Annotated in this window: 20 protein-coding genes; 15 read left to right on the plus strand and 5 right to left on the minus strand. The window is 64.5% G+C overall.

What is annotated here, in order from left to right; genetic code table 11:
* The first annotated feature begins 30 nt into the window (after window positions 1-30).
* From xerC to tsaA, 7 genes are all read left to right on the plus strand, one after another.
* The gene (xerC, locus tag J3485_RS17495) at window positions 31-966 is read left to right on the plus strand and encodes a tyrosine recombinase XerC (protein WP_206955184.1); all 936 of its coding nucleotides are present in this window, start codon (window positions 31-33) and stop codon (window positions 964-966) included.
* 81 nt (window positions 967-1,047) lie between these two features.
* Window positions 1,048-2,250, plus strand: coding sequence for a class I SAM-dependent rRNA methyltransferase (locus J3485_RS17500; RefSeq protein WP_206955186.1), 1,203 nt, complete (start codon window positions 1,048-1,050; stop codon window positions 2,248-2,250).
* A 92-nt stretch (window positions 2,251-2,342) separates the two neighbouring features.
* Window positions 2,343-3,410: a CobW family GTP-binding protein gene (locus J3485_RS17505; protein WP_206955188.1), complete on the plus strand. Its 1,068-nt coding sequence runs from the start codon at window positions 2,343-2,345 to the stop codon at window positions 3,408-3,410.
* Between the two features lie 501 nt (window positions 3,411-3,911).
* Window positions 3,912-4,331 (plus strand): RNA polymerase-binding protein DksA, encoded by a 420-nt coding sequence (gene dksA / locus J3485_RS17510; RefSeq protein ID WP_206955196.1) that lies wholly within the window; start codon window positions 3,912-3,914, stop codon window positions 4,329-4,331.
* A gap of 394 nt (window positions 4,332-4,725) precedes the next feature.
* On the plus strand, window positions 4,726-5,262 hold the full coding sequence (gene hslV, locus J3485_RS17515) for an ATP-dependent protease subunit HslV (protein ID WP_206955198.1): 537 nt from the start codon (window positions 4,726-4,728) through the stop codon (window positions 5,260-5,262).
* Window positions 5,263-5,273: 11 nt separating this feature from the next.
* Window positions 5,274-6,620, plus strand: coding sequence for an ATP-dependent protease ATPase subunit HslU (gene hslU, locus J3485_RS17520; RefSeq protein WP_206955200.1), 1,347 nt, complete (start codon window positions 5,274-5,276; stop codon window positions 6,618-6,620).
* Between the two features lie 89 nt (window positions 6,621-6,709).
* Window positions 6,710-7,126 (plus strand): tRNA (N6-threonylcarbamoyladenosine(37)-N6)-methyltransferase TrmO, encoded by a 417-nt coding sequence (tsaA, locus tag J3485_RS17525; protein ID WP_206955210.1) that lies wholly within the window; start codon window positions 6,710-6,712, stop codon window positions 7,124-7,126.
* Window positions 7,127-7,178: 52 nt separating this feature from the next.
* Here tsaA and J3485_RS17530 read toward each other — a convergent pair whose 3' ends face one another.
* From J3485_RS17530 to J3485_RS17540, 3 genes are read right to left on the minus strand one after another with little or no spacing between them, the layout of a single operon-like run.
* On the minus strand, window positions 7,179-7,721 hold the full coding sequence (locus J3485_RS17530) for a response regulator transcription factor (protein ID WP_206955213.1): 543 nt from the start codon (window positions 7,719-7,721) through the stop codon (window positions 7,179-7,181).
* Window positions 7,718-9,013 carry an ATP-binding protein gene (locus tag J3485_RS17535; protein WP_206955215.1) on the minus strand — a complete coding sequence of 432 codons (1,296 nt, stop codon included), beginning with the start codon at window positions 9,011-9,013 and terminating at the stop codon, window positions 7,718-7,720. The genes J3485_RS17530 and J3485_RS17535 overlap by 4 nt, the downstream gene beginning before the upstream one ends.
* A 6-nt stretch (window positions 9,014-9,019) precedes the next feature.
* Window positions 9,020-9,271 (minus strand): cysteine-rich CWC family protein, encoded by a 252-nt coding sequence (locus J3485_RS17540; RefSeq protein WP_206955858.1) that lies wholly within the window; start codon window positions 9,269-9,271, stop codon window positions 9,020-9,022.
* A 211-nt stretch (window positions 9,272-9,482) separates the two neighbouring features.
* On the opposite strand from J3485_RS17540, the gene argB reads away from it, so the two are divergent.
* The 8 genes from argB to J3485_RS17580 all read left to right on the plus strand — a co-directional run bounded on the left by argB (window position 9,483) and on the right by J3485_RS17580 (window position 18,277).
* Complete coding sequence (gene argB / locus J3485_RS17545; protein WP_206955217.1) at window positions 9,483-10,382, plus strand: acetylglutamate kinase; 900 nt, start codon at window positions 9,483-9,485, stop codon at window positions 10,380-10,382.
* Between the two features lie 62 nt (window positions 10,383-10,444).
* Window positions 10,445-11,227, plus strand: a complete 783-nt coding sequence (locus J3485_RS17550) for a pyrimidine 5'-nucleotidase (RefSeq protein WP_206955219.1) — start codon at window positions 10,445-10,447, stop codon at window positions 11,225-11,227.
* Complete coding sequence (gene slmA, locus J3485_RS17555) at window positions 11,194-11,886, plus strand: nucleoid occlusion factor SlmA (RefSeq protein ID WP_206955222.1); 693 nt, start codon at window positions 11,194-11,196, stop codon at window positions 11,884-11,886. Before J3485_RS17550 ends, slmA begins: the two co-directional genes overlap by 34 nt.
* A gap of 264 nt (window positions 11,887-12,150) precedes the next feature.
* Entirely contained in the window at window positions 12,151-13,305 is a 1,155-nt protein-coding gene (gene metX / locus J3485_RS17560) for a homoserine O-succinyltransferase MetX (protein ID WP_206955225.1), read from the plus strand.
* On the plus strand, window positions 13,302-13,931 hold the full coding sequence (metW, locus tag J3485_RS17565; protein WP_206955227.1) for a methionine biosynthesis protein MetW: 630 nt from the start codon (window positions 13,302-13,304) through the stop codon (window positions 13,929-13,931). Before metX ends, metW begins: the two co-directional genes overlap by 4 nt.
* A 37-nt stretch (window positions 13,932-13,968) precedes the next feature.
* Window positions 13,969-15,255 (plus strand): AmpG family muropeptide MFS transporter, encoded by a 1,287-nt coding sequence (locus J3485_RS17570; RefSeq protein ID WP_206955859.1) that lies wholly within the window; start codon window positions 13,969-13,971, stop codon window positions 15,253-15,255.
* Window positions 15,256-15,320: 65 nt separating this feature from the next.
* Complete coding sequence (locus J3485_RS17575; RefSeq protein ID WP_309477024.1) at window positions 15,321-16,238, plus strand: M48 family metallopeptidase; 918 nt, start codon at window positions 15,321-15,323, stop codon at window positions 16,236-16,238.
* A 344-nt stretch (window positions 16,239-16,582) separates the two neighbouring features.
* Window positions 16,583-18,277, plus strand: coding sequence for a carboxylesterase/lipase family protein (locus J3485_RS17580; protein ID WP_242538596.1), 1,695 nt, complete (start codon window positions 16,583-16,585; stop codon window positions 18,275-18,277).
* A gap of 46 nt (window positions 18,278-18,323) precedes the next feature.
* Here J3485_RS17580 and J3485_RS17585 read toward each other — a convergent pair whose 3' ends face one another.
* Window positions 18,324-19,100, minus strand: coding sequence for an exodeoxyribonuclease III (locus J3485_RS17585; protein WP_206955229.1), 777 nt, complete (start codon window positions 19,098-19,100; stop codon window positions 18,324-18,326).
* A gap of 107 nt (window positions 19,101-19,207) precedes the next feature.
* On the minus strand, window positions 19,208-20,047 hold the full coding sequence (locus tag J3485_RS17590) for a PPK2 family polyphosphate kinase (protein ID WP_206955231.1): 840 nt from the start codon (window positions 20,045-20,047) through the stop codon (window positions 19,208-19,210).
* Window position 20,048: the final 1 nt, after the last annotated feature.

The following is a 20,048-nucleotide window of genomic DNA, read 5'->3' on the forward strand; positions in this document are numbered from 1 at the left end:
GAACGAAAGCGCAACGAAAGAGCCCCGCTCGTGCCCGCCGCCAACGCCCACGCCGAACTGATCGCACAATACCTTTCCAGCCTCGCGCACGCGCGGCGGCTGTCCGAGCACACGCTGCGCAGTTATGCGCATGAGCTCGAGATGCTCGCGCAACTGGCGAGCGACCGGCCACTCGCGAGCCTATCGGCAATCGATATGCGCGGCGCCGTCGCCAGAGCGCATGCGGGCGGGCTGTCGGCGCGCTCGATCGCGCATCGGCTGTCCGCCTGGCGCGCGTTCTACCGGTGGCTGGGCGAGCGCGTCGAGCTTCCGGCGAATCCGGTCGCGACCGTGCGCGCGCCGAAGCAACCGAAGCGCTTGCCGAAAGCGCTGTCCGTCGACGACGCCGCCGCACTCATGCAAGCGAGCCCCGAGCAAAACGCCGAGGGGTTGCGCGATCACGCGATTCTCGAATTGTTCTACTCGTCGGGGCTGCGGCTGTCCGAACTCGTCGGGCTCGATGCCGCCTTCGCCGAAGGCGACGGCTACCGCTCGTCGGGCTGGCTCGACATGGCGGCAGCCGAGGTGACCGTGCTCGGCAAAGGCAAGCGCCAGCGCGCGGTGCCCGTCGGCAGCAAGGCGATCGAGGCGCTCGCCGCGTGGCTCGCGGTGCGCGGCCAATTCGTGAAGGCCGACCCGCATCCGCTGTTCCTGTCGGTGCGCGGCGCGCGCATGTCGCCGAACGTCGTCCGCGAGCGCGTCAAGCGCGCCGCGCTGCGTGCGGGCATCCCGGCCAACGTGCATCCGCACGTGCTGCGCCACTCGTTCGCGACGCACGTGCTGCAATCGAGCGGCGACCTACGCGCGGTGCAAGAGTTGCTCGGCCATGCCAGCGTCGCCGCGACGCAAATCTATACCTCGCTCGATTTTCAGCATCTCGCGCGAATCTACGACACGGCTCACCCGCGCGCCAAGAAGCGCGATTGACGACCGAACTCGCGGCTGGCGGGCACTTGCCGCGCTCGCACCGCTCAACTTCGTTTTTGCAGACTGATCGATGAATACCCGATGAATACCGTTACGCTCAAGCCGTCGAAGGAAAAATCGCTGTTGCGCCGCCATCCGTGGGTCTATGCCAATGCGATCGACCGCGTCGAGGGCAAGCCCGCGCCCGGCGCCACCGTCATCGTGCGAGCCCACGACGGCCGTTTTCTCGCGCGGGCGGCCTACAGCCCGCACTCGCAGATTCGCGTACGCGTGTGGAGCTTCGATGAAGCCGAGCCGATCGATCACGCGTTTTTCAAGCGGCGCGTGCAGCGTGCGTTCGCGCATCGGCAAACGTTCGTGCGCGACACGGGGGCCGTGCGGCTGATCTTCGGCGAAGCCGACGGCCTGCCCGGTCTCGTCGTCGACTACTACGTGGAAGACGGCGGCGCCGGCCGCGGCCAGCTCGTCTGCCAGTTCATGGCCGCCGGTGTCGAGGCGTGGAAGGAAGCGCTCGTCGCGGCGCTCGTTGGCACGACCGGCTGCCCGAACGTCTACGAACGTTCGGACGTGTCGATTCGGGAAAAGGAAGGCTTGGAACAGATGACGGGCGTGCTGGCCGGCGACGCGCCGCCCGACACGCTCATCACGCGCGAAAACGGCGTGCGGTATCACATCGACGTGCGCGCCGGACACAAGACCGGCTTCTACGTCGACCAGCGCGACAACCGCGCGCTCGTGCAAGCCTACGCGAAGGAACGCGACGTCCTCAATTGCTTCTGCTACACGGGCGGGTTCTCGCTGGCCGCACTCGGCGGCGGCGCCAGGCGCGTCGTGTCGATCGACTCGTCGGGCGACGCCCTCGCCCTCGCGCGCGCGAACGTCGAGGCCAACGGCTTCGATGCCGAGCGCGCGCAGTGGCTCGATGCCGATGCCTTCCGCACGCTGCGCAGCCTCGTCGACGACGGCGAGCGGTTCGACCTCGTCGTGCTCGACCCGCCCAAGTTCGCGCCCGCGCGCGAGCACGTCGACCGCGCGGCGCGCGCCTACAAGGACATCAACCTGTCCGGCTTTCGCCTGCTGCGCCCGGGCGGCCTGCTGTTCACGTACTCGTGCTCGGGCGCGATCGATGCGGATCTGTTCCAAAAGATCGTCGCGGGCGCCGCGGCCGACGCACGCGTCGACGCGCGGATCTTGAAACGGCTCGGCGCGGGCGTGGACCATCCCCTGCTCGCCGCATTCCCGGAAGGCGAATACCTGAAGGGGCTGCTGTTGCAAATCGTATGACCGCCCCCAATTAGCGTGCGGTTTACACTTCACTCTTTTCGCGGCCGGCTCGCTTGAACCGTCCCTGATTTTCGACCCAAAGGCGATTGACCATGATCCCCGTCACTATCTTGACCGGCTTCCTCGGCAGCGGCAAAACCACGCTGCTCAAGCGCATCCTCAACGAAAAGCACGGCATGAAGATCGCCGTGATCGAAAACGAATTCGGCGAGGAGAACATCGACAACGAGATCCTCGTCCAGAACCAAGCCGAGCAGATCGTGCAGATGAGCAACGGCTGCATCTGCTGCACGATCCGCGGCGACCTGGCACGCGCGCTCGGCGATCTCGCCGCGCGCAAGCGTGCCGGCGAAATCGCGTTCGATCGCGTCGTCATCGAAACGACGGGCTTGGCCAATCCGGGCCCCGTGGCGCAAACCTTCTTCATCGATAGCGAAATCGCCGACGAATTCTTGCTCGACGCGATCATCACGCTCGTCGACGCCAAGCACGCCGATGCGCAACTCGACGAACACGAAGTCGTGCAACGACAAGTCGGCTTCGCCGATCGGCTGTTCGTCACGAAGTCCGATCTCGTCGACGAAGCGGTTCTGGGCGAGTTGCGGCACCGGCTCGTGCACATGAATCCGAAGGCGGCGATCAAGGTCGTCAATTTCGGGGAAGCGAACATCAAGGAAATCTTCGATCTGCGCGGCTTCAACCTCAATGCGAAGCTCGAGATCGATCCGGACTTCCTGGCCGAGGACGACCACGCTCACGCGCATCACGATCATGACCACGATCACGATCACGAGGGTTGCGACCACGACCATGGTCAGTGTGCTCATGAAGGGCATACGCATCACCACCATGCGCACCATGACGATCGCATCAAGTCGTTCGTCTATCGCAACGATCGCCCGTTCGATCCGAACAAGCTGGAAGACTTCCTGGGCGGCGTGCTGCAGATCTACGGCCAGCGCCTGCTTCGCTACAAGGGCGTGCTCTATATGAAGGGCGTCGATCGCAAGGTCGTGTTCCAGGGCGTCCACGAAATGATGGGCAGCGATCTCGCGGCCAAGTGGCTGCCGGCCGAGAAGAAGACGAACAAGATGGTGTTCATCGGCATCGACCTGCCGCAGGATCTCATCACGGACGGACTCGACGCTTGCCTCGCCTGATAGGTCGCCCGACTCGGCCCGACACGTGGGAAGCCGCACGCGCGCGGCTGTTCGGGGGTTCGCTTTTTGAACGGGCGCGCGCTATATTTTCAGGATATTAGAGGCGTCCCGGCAGGGTTTTCTCTGTTGCAGCGCCGAAGATCGATTCAGTTACAATACGTCCCCGCCGCTTAGGGCGGCTGATAGCGTGACGTATCGCGACGGGTAACGCGACGGCACCGGGAAACCTTATCCGGGCAAAAGCCGAAACAAAACAACGAGTACACCGAAAGACGCCGCACCACGCTCACGCATCTCGAGCGGCGGGTGCTGCGATGCCGTATCGAATGGGTAGAAGCACCCGAGGATCGGTTTCCAGAGGAGTTCGGCCCCGCATCGGCGCGAGGGCGTCTTGGCGGCTAACGGGCCGCGGGCGTCGGCGCTTCCAAGGCACCGCTTGCGGGCAATACGAAAGTGCGGGCAATATGTATGGGTTTTGCCCCACATTGAAGAAGCACGCAGATGACGACGAAACGACTCTTGACCGAAGCCGAAATCCTGAAGATGAGCGACAAGGATTACATGAACGAGGATCAGCTCGCCTTCTTCAAGAACAGGCTCGAACAGCTTCAAGCGGAGATCCTCCGCAACGCCGGGCAAACGACCGAAAACCTGCGAGAGACGGTGATCGTGCCCGATCCGGCCGATCGCGCGACGATCGAGGAAGAGCATGCGCTCGAGCTGCGCACGCGCGATCGCGAACGCAAGCTGCTGAAGAAAGTGCAGCAATCGCTCGCGCGCATCGAATCGGGCGAGTACGGCTGGTGCGAAGAAACGGGCGAACCGATCGGCGTCCCGCGTATGCTCGCGCGGCCGACCGCCACGCTGTCGCTCGAAGCGCAGGAACGCCGCGAGTTGCGGCAAAAGCTGTTCGGCGATTGACGCTTGAGGCAGCGCGGCAAGACGTGCCGCGCATGCGTACGCTGCTTCAGACGAGGCGCGCGGTATCCCGCGCGCTTTTTTTGTTCTTGGCGTCGCGCCCGCGCGATAGGCGGCGCACCGCGCGGGCGATCACCCGCAATCACCCGCGGGTTGCCTGAAATCGGCAAACCTTACCGGTGCCGTGCGGAGTGCGCCGTCGCTCGTCTGCGCTTACCGCTTCGATTCTCCGCGGCGCAAACCGATCTCCTTCCTCTTGATAAAAGCGCGGACGCCCTAAAATGGGCTCAATGCGTGCAGAAGCGGGCACGCGCTCGATGCGTGCCTGACGCCGCCCGTTTTCCGCTCGCGCGGCGCAGCGCCGCCGAGCCCCTTCCGTATTCTCGAGGAATGCATCATGGAGCAATTTCACGGTACGACGATCGTCTCCGTGCGCAACGGCGACAAAGTTGCGCTCGGTGGCGACGGCCAAGTGACGCTCGGCAACATCGTCATGAAAGGCGGCGCAAAGAAAGTGCGGCGCATCTATAACGGCAAAGTCCTGGTCGGCTTCGCCGGCGGCACGGCCGACGCATTCTCGCTGCTCGACCGCTTCGAGGCGAAACTCGAGAAGCATCAGGGCAACCTGACGCGCTCGGCGGTCGAACTCGCCAAGGACTGGCGCACCGACCGCATGCTGCGCCGGCTCGAGGCGATGCTGATCACGGCCGATGCGCAAACGACGCTCGTCATCACCGGCAACGGCGACGTGCTCGACCCCGAAGGCGGCATCTGCGCGATCGGCTCGGGCGGCGCCTATGCTCAGGCGGCCGCGCGCGCGCTGGCCGAAAACACGACGCTGTCGCCGCGCGAAATCGTCGAGAAATCGCTCGGGATTGCGGGCGACATGTGCATTTACACGAACCATAACCGCGTCATCGAGACGATCGAGTAAGTGAGGAACCGATGAGCACCATGACCCCGGCCGAGATCGTCTCGGAACTCGACAAACACATCATCGGCCAAAACAAGGCGAAGAAGGCCGTGGCCGTCGCGCTGCGCAACCGCTGGCGCCGGCAGCAAGTGGCCGAGCCGCTGCGCCAGGAAATCACGCCGAAGAACATTCTGATGATCGGGCCGACGGGCGTCGGCAAGACCGAGATTGCGCGGCGCCTGGCCAAGCTGGCCGACGCGCCGTTCATCAAGATCGAAGCGACGAAGTTCACGGAAGTGGGCTACGTTGGGCGTGATGTCGACAGCATCGTGCGCGATCTCATCGAAATCGCGGTGAAGCAAACACGCGAATCGGAGATGCGTAAGGTCCGCACGAAAGCGCAGGATCAAGCCGAAGACCGCATCCTCGACATCCTGTTGCCGAGCGCGAGGCCCGTCGGCTTCGGCGGGGCCGCCGCGACCGATGCATCCGCAAGCGACGGCAGCGCGACGCGCCAAACGTTCCGCAAGCGCCTGCGCGAAGGCCAACTCGACGACAAGGAGATCGAGCTCGACGTCGAAATGCCGCAAGCGGGCATGGACATCATGGGGCCGCCGGGCATGGAAGACATGACCGAGCAGATCCGCTCGATGTTCGCGAACATCGGCGGCGGCAAGAAGGCGCGCCGCAAACTCAAGGTCAAGGAGGCGATGAAGGTCTTGACCGACGAGGAAGCGTCGAAGATGCTCAACGACGAAGAGGTCAAGGCCAAGGCCGTGCAGAACGTCGAGCAGAACGGCATCGTATTTCTCGACGAGATCGACAAGATCGCCTCGCGCAGCGAAGCCGGCGGCGCCGAGGTGTCGCGCCAGGGCGTGCAGCGCGATCTGCTGCCGCTCGTCGAAGGCACGACGATCAATACGCGCTACGGGATGGTCAAGACCGATCACGTCCTATTCATCGCGAGCGGCGCGTTCCACTTGTCCAAGCCCAGCGATCTGATCCCCGAATTGCAAGGACGTTTTCCGATTCGCGTCGAGCTCGACTCGCTGTCGATCGAGGATTTCGAATCGATTCTCGTCGCAACCGATGCGAGCCTCGTCAAGCAGTACCAAGCGCTGCTCGCGACCGAAGAGGTCGAGCTCGAGTTCGCGCCGGACGGCATCCAGCGCATGGCCGAGATCGCGTTCTCGGTCAACGAGCGGACGGAGAACATCGGCGCGCGGCGGCTCTATACCGTCATCGAGAAGCTGCTCGAGGAAGTGTCGTTCTCGGCTGGCAACCACACCGGGCAAAAGGTGATGATCGATGCGGCTTATGTCGATCGCGCGTTAGGCGATGTGGCGCAAAGCGAGGATTTGTCGCGCTACGTGCTGTAAGCGGCGAGGCGGGAACGGGAGAGTGGACAACCAGTCGTTGTCCACTCATCGGGTTAGCGAAAGAACCACGATCTCAAGGGGAACCACCGATGCCGCAACAGCCTGTCACGTTCTCGCTCAACCCAATCGGCTATATCCGGTCGTCGCTCGACGAATTGGCAGCGGCACCGCATCAGGGTGGGGAAGGCGCGCCCGATGCCTGGATCGAACTCGCTCCCCAATACGCCGAAGGGTTGACGGGGCTGTCGAGCGGCGACGAACTCATCGTGCTCGCCTGGTTTCACCTGGCCGATCGCTCGAAGCTAGTCATTCATCCTCGAGGCGACCGCGATCGACCGCTCACGGGTGTGTTTGCGACACGCTCGCCGCATCGACCCAACCCGATCGGGATGCATCGCGTGACCGTGCGCGAGATCGACGGAAACCGGCTACGGGTCGGTCCCATCGAGGCGGTCGACGGCACCCCCATCGTCGACATCAAGATCGCGATCGGGAACGACGACTAAGACGACTAAGACGACTAAGACGACTAGGTCCGGCGTGCGGCGTCACGCCTGTCTACTGCTTCACCGGCCGCTTCGCGAGCTTCCTCTGCAACGTCCGCCGATGCATGTTCAACGCGCGTGCGGTGGCCGAGATATTGCCGCCGTTCTCGGCCAGCGCGCGCTGGATGTGCTCCCATTCGAGCCGCGCTACCGACAGCAGCGTCGGATGCTCGATCGCGGCCTCGGCCTGCGCCTCGCTCGCCTCGGTTTGCAGCGCCGCCAAGATCGATTCGACGTTGGCCGGCTTGGCCAGGTAGTTGTCGGCGCCGTCCTTCACCGCCTGCACCGCCGTCGCGATGCTCGCGTAACCGGTGAGCACCAGCATGCGTGCATCGGACTGCAGCTCACGCAGCGGCGCGACGAGGCTCAAGCCCGAATCGCTGCCCAAATGCAGATCGACGGTGATGAAGTCGAATCGATGCTGATTGGCCAACGCGATCGCCTCTTCGGCGTTGTGCGCCTGATGGGTCGTATAGCCGCGACGCGTGAGCCCGCGAGCCAAGATGCCCGAAAAGACTTCGTCATCGTCGATAACGAGAAATTGATTGCCGCTCATCGTGCTTTCTCCTGGGAATTCGATAAAGAGGGCGCGCCGCGCCGCGGTTGTCCGTCGTCCGTCGCCGCCGGCACGCGCAGCACCGCGCGCGTGCCGCTCGGCTCGCCGTCGAGCAGTTCGACCGATCCGTTCAACCGGGCGGCCGCGGCAAAGGCGAGATACAGGCCGACCCCGTGCCCGCCTTGGGTGCTGTCGACCGGTGCCGCACCGAGCTTCGTGCGCAGCGCCGGCGAAATGCCGGGCCCCGAATCGCAGACCTGAAATTCGATGAAACCGTCGGCCGCGGCGGCGGCAAGCGTCACCCGATCGCGGCTCACGCGTGCCGCGTTGTCGAGCAAGATCGTCAAAATCTGGCCGACGGCAGCCGTCTCGTCGAGCCATACGTCATCGGCTGCGACGCCGAGCCGCACGAACTTCACATGCGGATGGCGCAAGCGCCATTGCTCGCAAAAGCTCGCAAGCCACGTATCGAGCCGCTCGCGAGCCGGCGGCACCGTCGCGCGGCTGCGCAGCCGCGCGAGCGCCGACGTGCACAAGGTCATCTGCTGCTCGAGCAATGCGAAGTCGTCCGCATACGGCGCGAGGCCTTCGTCGCCGCGAGCGGCCTCGCGCAGTTCCTCGGTCACCATTGCGATCGTCGACAACGGGGTGCCCATCTCATGCGCGACGGTCGCCGCCTGCACACCGAGCGCGACGGCGCGCTCATCGCGCAAGAGCCGCTGCTGGGCATCGCCGAGCGCCGCATCGCGCTGGCGCAGCGCATTCGACATGCGCGCGACGAACCAGGCGATGAGCCCCACGCTCACCATGAAGTTCACCCACATCCCCGTGCGGTAGTAATCGAACACGTTCGCGGGGTTGTCCATGTTCAGCGGGACCGAATCGAAACCGAGCGCAACGTAGCAGCACATCGCGAAAATCGCGAGCCAAATCATGTGCCGCCACGGCAGCACGGCCGCCGCAATCGCGAGCGAGGGCAGATAAAGCGAGACGAACGGGTTCGTCGTCCCGCCCGACAGGAACAGCAGCGCCGACAACGCGCCGAGATCGACCCATAGCTGCCCGAGCAGTTCGAGGTCCGTTTCGGGCCGCGCGCTCGACACGCGAATCCACGTCACCGCGTTGAAGATCACCTCGAGCGCGATGATCATCAACATCGCCGGTAGCGGGAGATGCACGCCGAAAAACTGCTGAACGACGGCGATCGTGACGAGTTGCCCGATGATCGCCAGGCAGCGCAGCCAAAACAAGTGCCCGAGATTCACACGGCCGGTATTCGTAATACGCTGCATCGCCATTCAGGAGTGGGGGTTGTCGCGTTCGGCGCCGCGGCTGCCCGCGGCCAGTTCATCCGCATAGCAAGCCGGGCACAAGCAGCGCGCCGAGCAGGCTTCGCCCGCTGCCGGCCGCTTCGGCAACGCCGGCATGCGCGCGCACCAGCAGTCGAACGGCTGCGCCATGCGGCCGCAGTCAAATGCGCCCCCGCAACGTGGACAGCGCGGGCATGACTTAGCCCGCACAAGGGGGTCTCGGACGTCCGTGGGCAACATCGTCAAAGCGAAGTACACAAAAAATGTCGTAAAAACAACACGATGAAGTCATCATGCCAGCGTTCCCGGCACGTCGCATGCATCTTTGTCAAAGAATCGACGCGTCATACACGCACTGCGACCAAAAACCGCGGCGCGGCCGCGCAGTCCTGTACAATTCCGCCTGTTTTCGCCGCCCCCGTTTGAACCGTTGCCTGTAGAGCTTGCCGCCATGTCCGAGCCTCTCGACCTCGCCCAGATCGCGCCCACCCTGAAAGCTGAAATTCTGGCCGAGGCATTGCCCTATATTCGCCAATATCACGGCAAAACCGTCGTCATCAAATACGGCGGCAATGCCATGACCGAGGAGCGCCTGAAGCAAGGCTTCGCGCGCGACGTCATTCTGCTCAAGCTCGTGGGCATCAATCCCGTCATCGTCCACGGCGGCGGCCCGCAGATCGATCAGGCGCTCAAAAAGATCGGCAAACAAGGCACCTTCATCCAAGGTATGCGCGTGACGGACGAAGAGACGATGGAAGTCGTCGAATGGGTGCTCGGCGGCGAGGTGCAGCAAGACATCGTCACGCTGATCAATCACTTCGGCGGCCATGCCGTCGGCCTGACCGGCAAGGACGGCGGCCTCATCCACGCGCGCAAGATGATGATGCCCGACCGCGACCACGCGGGACAGTACGTCGACATCGGCCAAGTCGGCGAAGTCGAATCGATCAATCCGGCCGTCGTGCGCGCGCTGCAGGACGATGCGTTCATCCCCGTCATCTCGCCCATCGGCTTCGGCGAGGACGGCCTGTCCTACAACATCAACGCCGATCTGGTGGCGGGCAAGCTCGCCGTCGTCCTGAACGCTGAAAAGCTCGTCATGATGACGAACATCCCCGGCGTCATGGATAAATCCGGCACGCTGCTCACCGATCTGTCGGCGCGCGAAATCGACGCGCTGTTCGAAGACGGCACGATTTCGGGCGGCATGCTGCCCAAGATCGCCTCGGCGCTCGACGCCGCCAAGAGCGGCGTGCGCTCGGTTCACATCATCGACGGGCGCATCGAGCACTCGGTGCTGCTCGAAATTCTGACCGAGCAGCCGTTCGGCACGATGATCCGCTCGCATTGAGCGCCCGCGCTCGGGCCCGCGACGAAGCCGTCGCCCCGAGCGCCGCATCCGAACACCGGCCCATGTCTTCGTCGCCGATCTTCCGCAGGCGTCCCCGTGCGCGTCCGCGCGCGGGCGGCCCGGTGTGGCTGTTCGATCTCGACAACACGCTGCATCACGCGTCGCACGCCATTTTCCCGGCGATCAACGCGGCCATGACGCGCTACATCGTCGACGCACTCGGTGTCGAAACGGCCGAGGCCGACCGCCTGCGGCTGCGCTATGTCCGGCGCTACGGGGCAACCCTGCTCGGGCTCGCGCGCCATCATCCGATCGATCCGCACGATTTCCTGCGCGTCGTCCACACCTTCCCCGATCTGCCGGCGATGGTGCGGTCCGAGCGCGGCCTCGCCCGGCTCGTCGCCTCGCTGCCCGGCCGCAAGCTCATCCTCACGAACGCGCCCGAGACGTACGCGCGCGCGGTGCTGGCAGAGCTCGGGATCGAGCGTCTGTTCGAGCGCGTCATCGCGATCGAGCACATGAAGAGGCGCGGCGCCTGGCACGCCAAGCCGGACCTCCCGATGCTGCGCCGGGTGCTGCGCGAGGCGCGCGTGCCGATCGCGGATGCGATCCTCGTCGAGGACACGCGCTCGCATTTGAAGCATTACAAGCGGCTCGGCATCGGCACCGTCTGGATCGTCGGGCACCTCCCCACGCCGACGCGGCCCGACGGGCGAATCGCGCGCGCGCCCGGCAGCGGACGGCCGCACTATATCGATCGTCGCATTCGTTCGCTAAAATCGCTTCGACCGGGTCACGATGCGGGGACCAGATGGAGCCGATTCGAGGGCAGGAAGCGGACGTAGGCCGCGATACGCAGCCGACGAGCGCGGCGCGCGCGCCGCGCATGAAGCCGGGCGAGCGACGCGTGCACATTCTGCAGACGCTCGCCGCGATGCTCGAGGCGCCGAAAACCGAGAAGATCACGACGGCCGCGCTGGCCGCCCGGCTCGGCGTGTCGGAAGCGGCGCTCTACCGCCAATTCGCGAGCAAGGCGCAAATGTTCGAAGCGCTGATCGAGTTCATCGAGGCGACGTTCTTCGGGCTCATCAACCAGATAGCGGAAAAAGAGCCGAACGGCGTGCTGCAAGCGCGCGCGATCGGGATGATGCTGCTCAACTTTTCCGCGAAAAACCGCGGGATGACGCGCGTGCTGACAGGCGAAGCCCTCGTCGGCGAGCACGCGCGGCTCGCCGAGCGGGTCGCGCAGATGCTCGAGCGCGTCGAAACCTCGGTCAAGCAAAGCCTGCGCATCGCGCTCATGGACGCGAATCAGGCCGAGGCCGAGCGCGAGCCCGGCCGGCCCGCCGCCACCGGGCCGCTGCCGGCCGGCTACGATCCCGCCGTGCGCGCGAACCTGCTCGTGAGCTACGTCGTGGGCCGCTGGCACCGCTATGCGCGCAGCGGCTTCACGCGCGAGCCGGCCGAGCACGCGGACGCTCAATTGCACCTGATTCTCCAATAGCGCGTTATCGGGTTTTCCGCTATCCTTTGCCGGCTATTGCTATTGCCTTAAGCGAAGATCACCCTCGATATATGGTCGAGGTCAAGGTCGAGGTCGCTGAAGGCGGGCGCGCCGATTTGTCGACTCGATTGCGGGCGCGCGAACCTGGGCTTTCACTCCGGTTCACTATAAATGCGGCTAAAGAGGTCGTCTGCCGCGCACTATCCGCCCCCCTTCCCGCGCGCCGCCGACACCATTTAGCCGCCCTGTCAGAAGGCGGAATACATGGAATCGATCGGCATCGTCGCGCCACAACGCATGCATTTCAACGAGCCGCTCGCGCTGCAAAGCGGGGCGAGCCTGAGCGGCTACGACCTCATGGTCGAGACGTACGGCACGCTCAACGCCCAGCGCTCGAACGCCGTGCTCGTCTGCCACGCGCTCAACGCCTCCCATCACGTCGCGGGCGTCTACGCGGGCGAACCGAAGAACGTCGGCTGGTGGGACAACATGGTGGGGCCGGGCAAGCCGCTCGATACGAACCGCTTTTTCGTGATCGGCGTGAACAATCTCGGCTCGTGCTTCGGCTCGACAGGCCCGATGAGCCTCGATCCGGCCACGGGCAAGCCCTATGGCGCGCGTTTTCCGGTCGTGACGGTCGAGGATTGGGTGCATGCGCAGGCGCGCTTGGCCGACGCCTTCGGCATCGACCGCTTCGCCGCCGTCATGGGCGGCAGCCTCGGCGGTATGCAGGCACTGGCCTGGAGCCTCATGTATCCCGAGCGCATCGGGCACTGCATCATCGTCGCATCGACGCCGAAACTGTCGGCGCAGAACATCGCGTTCAACGAAGTGGCGCGCTCGGCCATCCTCTCCGATCCCGATTTTCACGGCGGCGACTACTACGCGCACGGGGTCAAGCCCAAGCGCGGCCTGCGCGTCGCCCGCATGATCGGCCACATCACGTACCTGTCCGACGACGACATGGCCACCAAGTTCGGACGCGCGCTGCGCCGCAGCGCAGGCAGTACCGGCAACGGCGACGACTACCGTTTCAGCTTCGACGTGGAGTTCGAGGTCGAGTCGTACCTACGCTACCAGGGCGACAAATTCGCCGACTACTTCGATGCGAACACCTACCTCTTGATCACGCGCGCGCTCGACTATTTCGACCCCGCCAAGGCGTTCGACGGCGATCTCACCGCGGCGCTCGCGCACACGCAAGCGCAGTACCTCGTGGCCAGCTTCACGACCGATTGGCGGTTCGCCCCGACGCGCTCGCGCGAACTGGTCAAGGCGCTGCTCGACCACAAGCGGCGCGTCACTTATGCCGAAATCGACGCGCCGCACGGACACGATGCCTTTTTGCTGGACGACGCGCGTTATCACAATGTCGTGCGCGCCTATTACGAACGCATTGCTCTGGAGGTAGGCGCATGAACCAAGCTGCCATCGATTCGCTCACGACCCGGGCCGATTTTCGGGCGATCGCCCGCTGGGTCGAGCCCAATGCGACCGTGCTCGATCTGGGCTGCGGCGACGGCAGCCTCCTCGCGCTGCTGAGCGAAGAGCTCGACGTCACGGGCTACGGCATCGAGATCAACGATGCGGGCGTGCTCGCCTGCGCGCGGCAAGGCGTCAACGTCATCCAGCAGAATCTCGAAGACGGCCTGCGCTTGTTCGAGGACGAGAGCTTCGATTTCGCGATCCTCTCGCAGACGCTGCAGACGATCCACCAAACCGCCGCGATCCTGCGCGAGACGGCGCGCGTCGGCAAGGAATGCATCGTCTCGTTCCCGAACTTCGGCTATTGGCCGCACCGGCTCTCGGTACTGCGCGGCCGCATGCCGGTCTCGAAATCGCTGCCCCATCAGTGGCACAACACGCCGAACGTGCGCGTGCTGACGATCCGCGACTTCGAGGCGCTCGCGCCCGAGGTCGGCGTCGAGATTCTCGATCGCGCGGTTCTGCACGGAGGGCGCACGGTGCGTTGGGGCGAGAACTGGCGTGGTAGTCTTGCGGTCTATCGCGTCAGGCGCAGCACGGGCAAGCCCGCGCCCGCTTGAGAGCGCTGCATCGAAGAGGCCGACCATCAAACGAGATATCCCGCCCCCGTCGCACGAGCGCGCCGCACTGAGCGCTCATGAGGCTCACCCCGGTTGGCGCGCATTCCTCAACCGGCGCATCCTGATCTGCGTCTTTCTGGGTTTCACGTCGGGATTGCCGCTGTTTACGCTCGTCTATCTCGTGCAGGCGTGGCTGCGCTCGGAAGGCGTCAATCTGAAGGAAATCGGCCTGTTCGCGCTGATTCAATTTCCCTATACGTGGAAATTCGTCTGGGCACCGTTGATGGACCGCTATGTGCCTAGGCTGCCGTTCTGGCGCCCTGGGCGCCGTCGCGGCTGGATGCTCGCAACCCAGGTGCTCGTGGCCGGCGCGATCGCCTCGCTCGGCTTCGTCTCGCCGCGCGACGCGATTTGGACCGTCGCCGCGCTGACCGCGCTCGTCGCGTTCTTCGGCGCGAGCCAAGACATCGTCATCGACGCCTACCGGCGCGAGCTGCTCGCCGACACCGAGCAAGGGCTCGGCAACGCCGTGCACGTGAACGCCTACAAGGTCGCGGCGCTCATCCCCGGCTCGCTGTCGCTGATTCTGTCCGATCACCTGCCGTGGACGGCCGTGTTCGCCGTCACGGCGGCGTTCATGCTGCCCGGCATGGTCATGACGCTCGTCGTGCGCGAGCCGCAAGTGCACGGCGCGCCGCCGAAGAACCTGCGCGAGGCCATCGCGTTGCCGCTCGCCGAATTCGTCACGCGCGATGGCCTTTCCGCCGCGTTGCTGGTGCTCGGGTTCATCTTCCTCTACAAGCTCGGCGACACGATGGCGACGACGCTGTCGACGTCGTTCTTCCTCGATCTCGGCTTCGACAAGACGCAGATCGGCGTGATCGCGAAGACCACGGCGTTTTGGGCGAGCCTCGCGGGCGGCATCGTCGGTGGCGTCTGGCTCGTGAAGATCGGGATCGCCCGCGGGCTCTGGATCTTCGGCTTCGTGCAGATCGTCTCGACGCTCGGCTTTGCCTGGCTCGCAAAAATCGGTCCCTCGCCGGGTGCGCTCGCGCTCATCTACGGTTTCGAAACGTTCGCCACGGGCCTCACGCTCGCCGCTTTCACGGCCTATATCGCGAGTACCACCGATCCGCGCTATACGGCGACGCAATTCGCGCTCTTCACGAGCCTCGCCTCCGTACCGCGCACACTGGCGTCGGCGGCGAGCGGCTTCGTCGTCGCGAAAATCGGCTGGTTCGACTATTTTCTCGTCTGCGCCGCACTCGCGGCACCAGGCATGTTGTTGTTGCCGAGGATCGCCCCGTGGAGCGCGCGCACCTAGCGACGGCGGCCCGCACGCCGCACCTGTCACGCTCGATGTTCCGCGCCCTCGCGGTGACCGTTGCCGTGGCAGTCACCATAACCTCGGCGCTCTCGCCCACACTCGCGCTCGCCGCCTGGGGCGCCCCCGCCATCACGCCCGCGCCCGGCGCCGCCGCTGCGGCCGAGCCCGCATCGCGTGAGCCGATCCGTTTCGGCCAGACGCGCCTGTTCCGCAATCTTTTGCCGCCTCCCGTCGTCGAGGCGCAGTCGATCGCCGAATACGATCGGCTCATGGACCGCGCCCGCGGCGAGGATCGCCTACTGCCCGCCGACGATCCGCGCGTGAAGCGGCTGCGCACGCTGCTTGCCAAGCTCTCGCCGCTCGCGACGAAATGGAGCGACCGCACGAAAGACTGGCGGTGGGAGGTCAGCGTGATCCGCTCGCGCGACGTGCGTATGGTCAGCTTTCCGGGCGGCAAGCTGGTTGTCTACAGCGGACTGCTCGAACGCGTGCACCTGAATGACGACGAGATGGCGATGCTGTTCGGCCACGAGATCGCGCATGCGCTGCGCGAGCAGGTCCGCGAGCAGCTTGGCGAGCAGCGGGTACCCCTTGCCGCGGTAGCGCTCTCGCGGCTGTTCGGCGTGTCCGAACTAGGCGAACCTTCTACGCCGGCGCCTACCGCCCCGCTTGCTTCGCTCGAGTTCGACGCAACGGACGAGACGGAAGCCGACGTCATCGGCAGCGACATCGCATCGCGCGCGGGTTTCGATCCGCGCGCCGCCGTCACGCTTTGGGACAAGCTCGCGCTCGAGGCACGCGGCGAGAAGGACGGCGGCTTCATCGCCATCCACCCCTATAGCGCCGCGCGGCGGCTCGACCTCATCAAGCGGCTGCCCGACATGCTCGCGTTGTATGCCAAGGCTCGCGGCATCACCGTCGAGCAGCTACCCGCCTATGCGGGAATGCGCGCGACCAAGGGCAGCCCGAAGCGCAACTGATCGAACCGGCCAGACGCGAGGACGGCACGATCAAACGATCGTCCTGCCGCAATGAAACAATTCGATATGCAGTCGACATAGACATTCGATCGTGATTCGCTTCGTCTTATTTGAGGAAATTGCGTCGATCACCGGCAGAATCTACAAGAGAATACCGCTCACGCCTTTGCCTCAACTTCATACCTACAAGGCGTATGTACACGATCGATGCGTGACGCATCGTTTCGAATAAATTCAATTCAGCAGCAATCTCATTACGCCATCGATTCATGGCGTCGATGATTCATTCGCGTCTTCATTGCGAATAGCGGTCCGCGCTCATTATTTTATAACTCGAGAGGATCATGACGAAGACTCAAATGACGGCCATTCAACGCTTTGCTTTCCCGCGCCCATTGCGCCCATTGCGCGCGTCACATCGCCGCGCCGCCGCGCTCGTCGCCGCATCGCTCGGCTGCCTGCTGTCGAACGCACTTTGCGCGGCGGCGAATCAACCGACGACGCGCATCGACTTGCCGGCCGGCACGATCGAAGGGGCGAGAAGCGCGTTCAAGGACATCGAATTGCGCGCGTTCCGGGGCATTCCCTACGCCGCTGCGCCCATCGGCGAACTTCGCTGGAAACCACCACAACCTGCCGCGGCCTGGGGCGGCGTACGCCAGGCCACGCAGTTCGGCGCCCGTTGCATGCAACTGCCGCTGTTTCCCATGGAATTTCGCGCACGCCAAATGAGCGAGGATTGCCTTTTTTTGAACGTATGGACGCCGGCGCGGACGGACGGCGAGAAGCTGCCGGTGCTCGTCTACTTCTATGGCGGCGGCTTCGCGGCTGGCGACAGCTCGGAGCCGCGATACGACGGCGCCGCCCTCGCCTCGCGCGGTATCGTGACGGTGACGGTCAACTACCGCCTCGGCGTATTCGGTTTCCTGGCGCTGCCGGAAATGGCGCGCGAATCTGCGTATGGCGCTGCCGGCAATTACGGTCTGCTCGATCAACAGGCCGCGCTGCACTGGGTGCGCGAGAACATCGCCAAATTCGGCGGCGATCCCGATAAAGTGACGATCGGCGGCGAATCGGCCGGCGCCGTCGCAGTCAGCGCCCATATGGCGTCGCCGTTGTCGAAGGGGCTCTTCACCCGCGCCATCGGCCAAAGCGGCGCTGCGTTCGGGCCGCTCACGGTATGGTCGCGCCACGATGCCACAACGATGTCGGAGGGATTTCGACAAAAGGTGAACGCGAAGTCGCTCAGCGCGCTGCGCGCCATGCCGGCCCAAGCGCTACTGAATGCCACAGGCACGAAGGACAATCCGGAGTTCCTCTTTTGGCCGTCGGTCGATAGCCACTTCCTGACTCAATCGCTCGAATCGGCGTATGAGGCAGGCTCGCAAGCGCGCGTGCCGCTGCTCGTCGGCAGCAATTCGCACGAAGCCCCCCATACGATGATTCTCGATGCCAAGCCGCCGACGCCCGAAAACTGGCGCGCCGTGCTCCAGCGCACGTTCGGCCCGTACGCGACCGAAGCGCTGGCGCTCTATCCCGGCAACGACGACGACGAAGTGCGGCGCTCAGCCACGTCGCTGGCGAGCGACATCTTCATCAGCCACGCCACGCGCCGCTGGGTCGATGCGCATCGGCAAACGGGCGGCTCGTTCGTCTACTTCTACTACTACACACACAAACGCCCACCGAAACGAACCCCTGAACCGGACCAATTGCCCGAGGACGGTGCGGTGCACAGCAGCGAGATCAAATACGTGCTGGGCACGCTCGGGTTGTCGAATCGGTTTGTCTGGAGGCCCGAGGACCACGCCGTCTCGCGCATCTTCTCGGGTTATGTAGCGCATTTCGTCAAAACGGGCACGCCGAACGACCCGTCGCTGCCCGCTTGGCCTGCGTCGCGCGAAGACCGAGGCGGGCTGCTGCGCCAACAGATCGCAGTGGATACGAAAACCATCATCGATCCCGATACGCCGCGGCACGCTTTCCTGCGCCGGTACTACGCGGAAAATCCCTTGCTGCCGGACCACCGCCGCCGCTAGCGGCTAGCCGAGACGTCGAGCCTGCACGACGCCGCGACGGTCGCGCTCACGTCAAATTGTGCGCATAATCGACCGTCAGCGGCGCGTGATCGCTGAACTTGATGTCGCGGAAAATCGACGTGCCTTTCGCCGTCTCGGCGATGCCGGGCGTCGCGATTTGATAGTCGATACGCCACCCCACGTTCTTTGCATACGCCTGGCCGCGATTGCTCCACCACGTGTACTGCTCGGCGCGCGAATCGAGCCGGCGAAATACGTCGACATAGCCCACCTCGTCGAACAGCGTCGTGAGCCAAGCGCGTTCCTCGGGCAGGCAGCCGGAATTTTTCTGGTTGCTCTTCCAGTTCTTGATGTCGATCTCTTTGTGGACGATGTTCACATCGCCGCAAACGATCACCTCGCGCACCTTGCGCAGCGCGGCGAGGTGCGGCATGAACTCGTCCATGAAACGGAACTTCGCCTGCTGCCGGTCTTCGCCGCTCGAACCGGACGGCACGTACACCGAGATGACCGAGAGCTTGCCGAAACGCGCCTCGACGTAACGGCCTTCAGGATCGAACTCCTCGCTGCCGAAGCCGATGACGACGTCGTCGGGCTCGTGCCGCGTGTAGAGGCCCGCTCCGCTATACCCTTTCTTCACGGCGTGCTGGAAGTAGCCGCCGAAGCCGTGCGGCGCGAGGAACTCGGGCGTCATGTCGTCTTGCGAGCATTTGACTTCCTGCACGCAAACGACGTCGGCGCTCTGCTCGCCGAACCATTCGAAAAAGCCTTTCTTGGCGGCCGAACGGATGCCGTTCAAATTGGCCGTAATCACTCGCAGCATGAGAAATCCTTGTTGTAGTCGGGTTCGGTACGAAGCGTCGATGCCTAGCGTATGCCGTGGACAGTCGTTGAAAGCTTGAAAGCGCCCGGCGAACCGTCGCCACCGGCTCAGGTGACCGTGAGTCCCTTCAGCGATTCCTTCGCGCCCGGGTACTCGAGGTCCAAACGCTCGAATACGCGCAGCAGCAGCGCCGCCACCATGCAGTTTCGATGCGACTTCGAATCGGCCGGGATCACGTACCACGGCGCGCGTTCGGTCGACGTCGCCGCCAGCGCCTCCGTATAGGCGGCCTGATAGTCGTCCCAATGCCGACGCGCTTCGAGATCGGACGGCTCGAATTTCCAGTGCTTCGTGTCGTCGTCGATCCGCGCTTGCAAGCGCTCGCGCTGCTCGTCCTTCGAAATGTGCAGGAAACACTTGAGAATGGCCGTGCCGGAATCGGCGAGCAGCGCCTCGAAGTGGCGAATATGCGCGTACCGGTGCGCAAGTTCGGCGGCGTGCAGTTCGCCCTGAATGCGTGGCACGAGCACGTCTTCGTAGTGGCTGCGGTTGAAGATCGTCAGTTCGCCGGCCTGCGGCGTCTGTCGATGGACGCGCCATAGAAAATCGTGTGCGGCTTCCTCGGGCGTCGGCACGCGGAACGTCGCGATGCGCAGGCCGAGCGGATCGACTTCGTGAAAGACGGCGCGAATCGTGCCGTCCTTGCCGCTCGTGTCCATGCCCTGCAAGACGAGCAGCACGCGCTCGCGACGCTGCGCATGCAAGCGCTCCTGCATTTCGTCGAGCTTGGCGGCATAGGCGGCCAGGCGTTCTCGGTCGCCTTGCTTCGAGCCGGCCGAGAAGGGCTTGGCGCCCGTGTCGAAATCGGCTAGCGAAAACGCCTTGCTCGGTTTGTCGCCGTCGAAAAACGGGACTCGGAAGTCATCCAATTGCGCGCGCTTGGCCATG

The organism is Trinickia acidisoli (assembly GCF_017315725.1).
Lineage (GTDB): Bacteria > Pseudomonadota > Gammaproteobacteria > Burkholderiales > Burkholderiaceae > Trinickia > Trinickia acidisoli.

What these genes read in the sequence shown, in the direction of transcription:
- J3485_RS17500 (WP_206955186.1), top strand. Translation starts at nt 1,048, where the DNA reads ATGAATACCGTTACGCTCAAGCCGTCGAAGGAAAAATCGCTGTTGCGC.
- J3485_RS17505 (WP_206955188.1), top strand. Translation starts at nt 2,343, where the DNA reads ATGATCCCCGTCACTATCTTGACCGGCTTCCTCGGCAGCGGCAAAACC.
- dksA (WP_206955196.1), top strand. Translation starts at nt 3,912, where the DNA reads ATGACGACGAAACGACTCTTGACCGAAGCCGAAATCCTGAAGATGAGC.
- hslV (WP_206955198.1), top strand. Translation starts at nt 4,726, where the DNA reads ATGGAGCAATTTCACGGTACGACGATCGTCTCCGTGCGCAACGGCGAC.
- hslU (WP_206955200.1), top strand. Translation starts at nt 5,274, where the DNA reads ATGAGCACCATGACCCCGGCCGAGATCGTCTCGGAACTCGACAAACAC.
- tsaA (WP_206955210.1), top strand. Translation starts at nt 6,710, where the DNA reads ATGCCGCAACAGCCTGTCACGTTCTCGCTCAACCCAATCGGCTATATC.
- J3485_RS17530 (WP_206955213.1), bottom strand. Translation starts at nt 7,721, where the DNA reads ATGAGCGGCAATCAATTTCTCGTTATCGACGATGACGAAGTCTTTTCG.
- J3485_RS17535 (WP_206955215.1), bottom strand. Translation starts at nt 9,013, where the DNA reads ATGCAGCGTATTACGAATACCGGCCGTGTGAATCTCGGGCACTTGTTT.
- J3485_RS17540 (WP_206955858.1), bottom strand. Translation starts at nt 9,271, where the DNA reads ATGTTGCCCACGGACGTCCGAGACCCCCTTGTGCGGGCTAAGTCATGC.
- argB (WP_206955217.1), top strand. Translation starts at nt 9,483, where the DNA reads ATGTCCGAGCCTCTCGACCTCGCCCAGATCGCGCCCACCCTGAAAGCT.
- J3485_RS17550 (WP_206955219.1), top strand. Translation starts at nt 10,445, where the DNA reads ATGTCTTCGTCGCCGATCTTCCGCAGGCGTCCCCGTGCGCGTCCGCGC.
- slmA (WP_206955222.1), top strand. Translation starts at nt 11,194, where the DNA reads ATGGAGCCGATTCGAGGGCAGGAAGCGGACGTAGGCCGCGATACGCAG.
- metX (WP_206955225.1), top strand. Translation starts at nt 12,151, where the DNA reads ATGGAATCGATCGGCATCGTCGCGCCACAACGCATGCATTTCAACGAG.
- metW (WP_206955227.1), top strand. Translation starts at nt 13,302, where the DNA reads ATGAACCAAGCTGCCATCGATTCGCTCACGACCCGGGCCGATTTTCGG.
- J3485_RS17580 (WP_242538596.1), top strand. Translation starts at nt 16,583, where the DNA reads ATGACGAAGACTCAAATGACGGCCATTCAACGCTTTGCTTTCCCGCGC.
- J3485_RS17585 (WP_206955229.1), bottom strand. Translation starts at nt 19,100, where the DNA reads ATGCTGCGAGTGATTACGGCCAATTTGAACGGCATCCGTTCGGCCGCC.
- J3485_RS17590 (WP_206955231.1), bottom strand. Translation starts at nt 20,047, where the DNA reads ATGGCCAAGCGCGCGCAATTGGATGACTTCCGAGTCCCGTTTTTCGAC.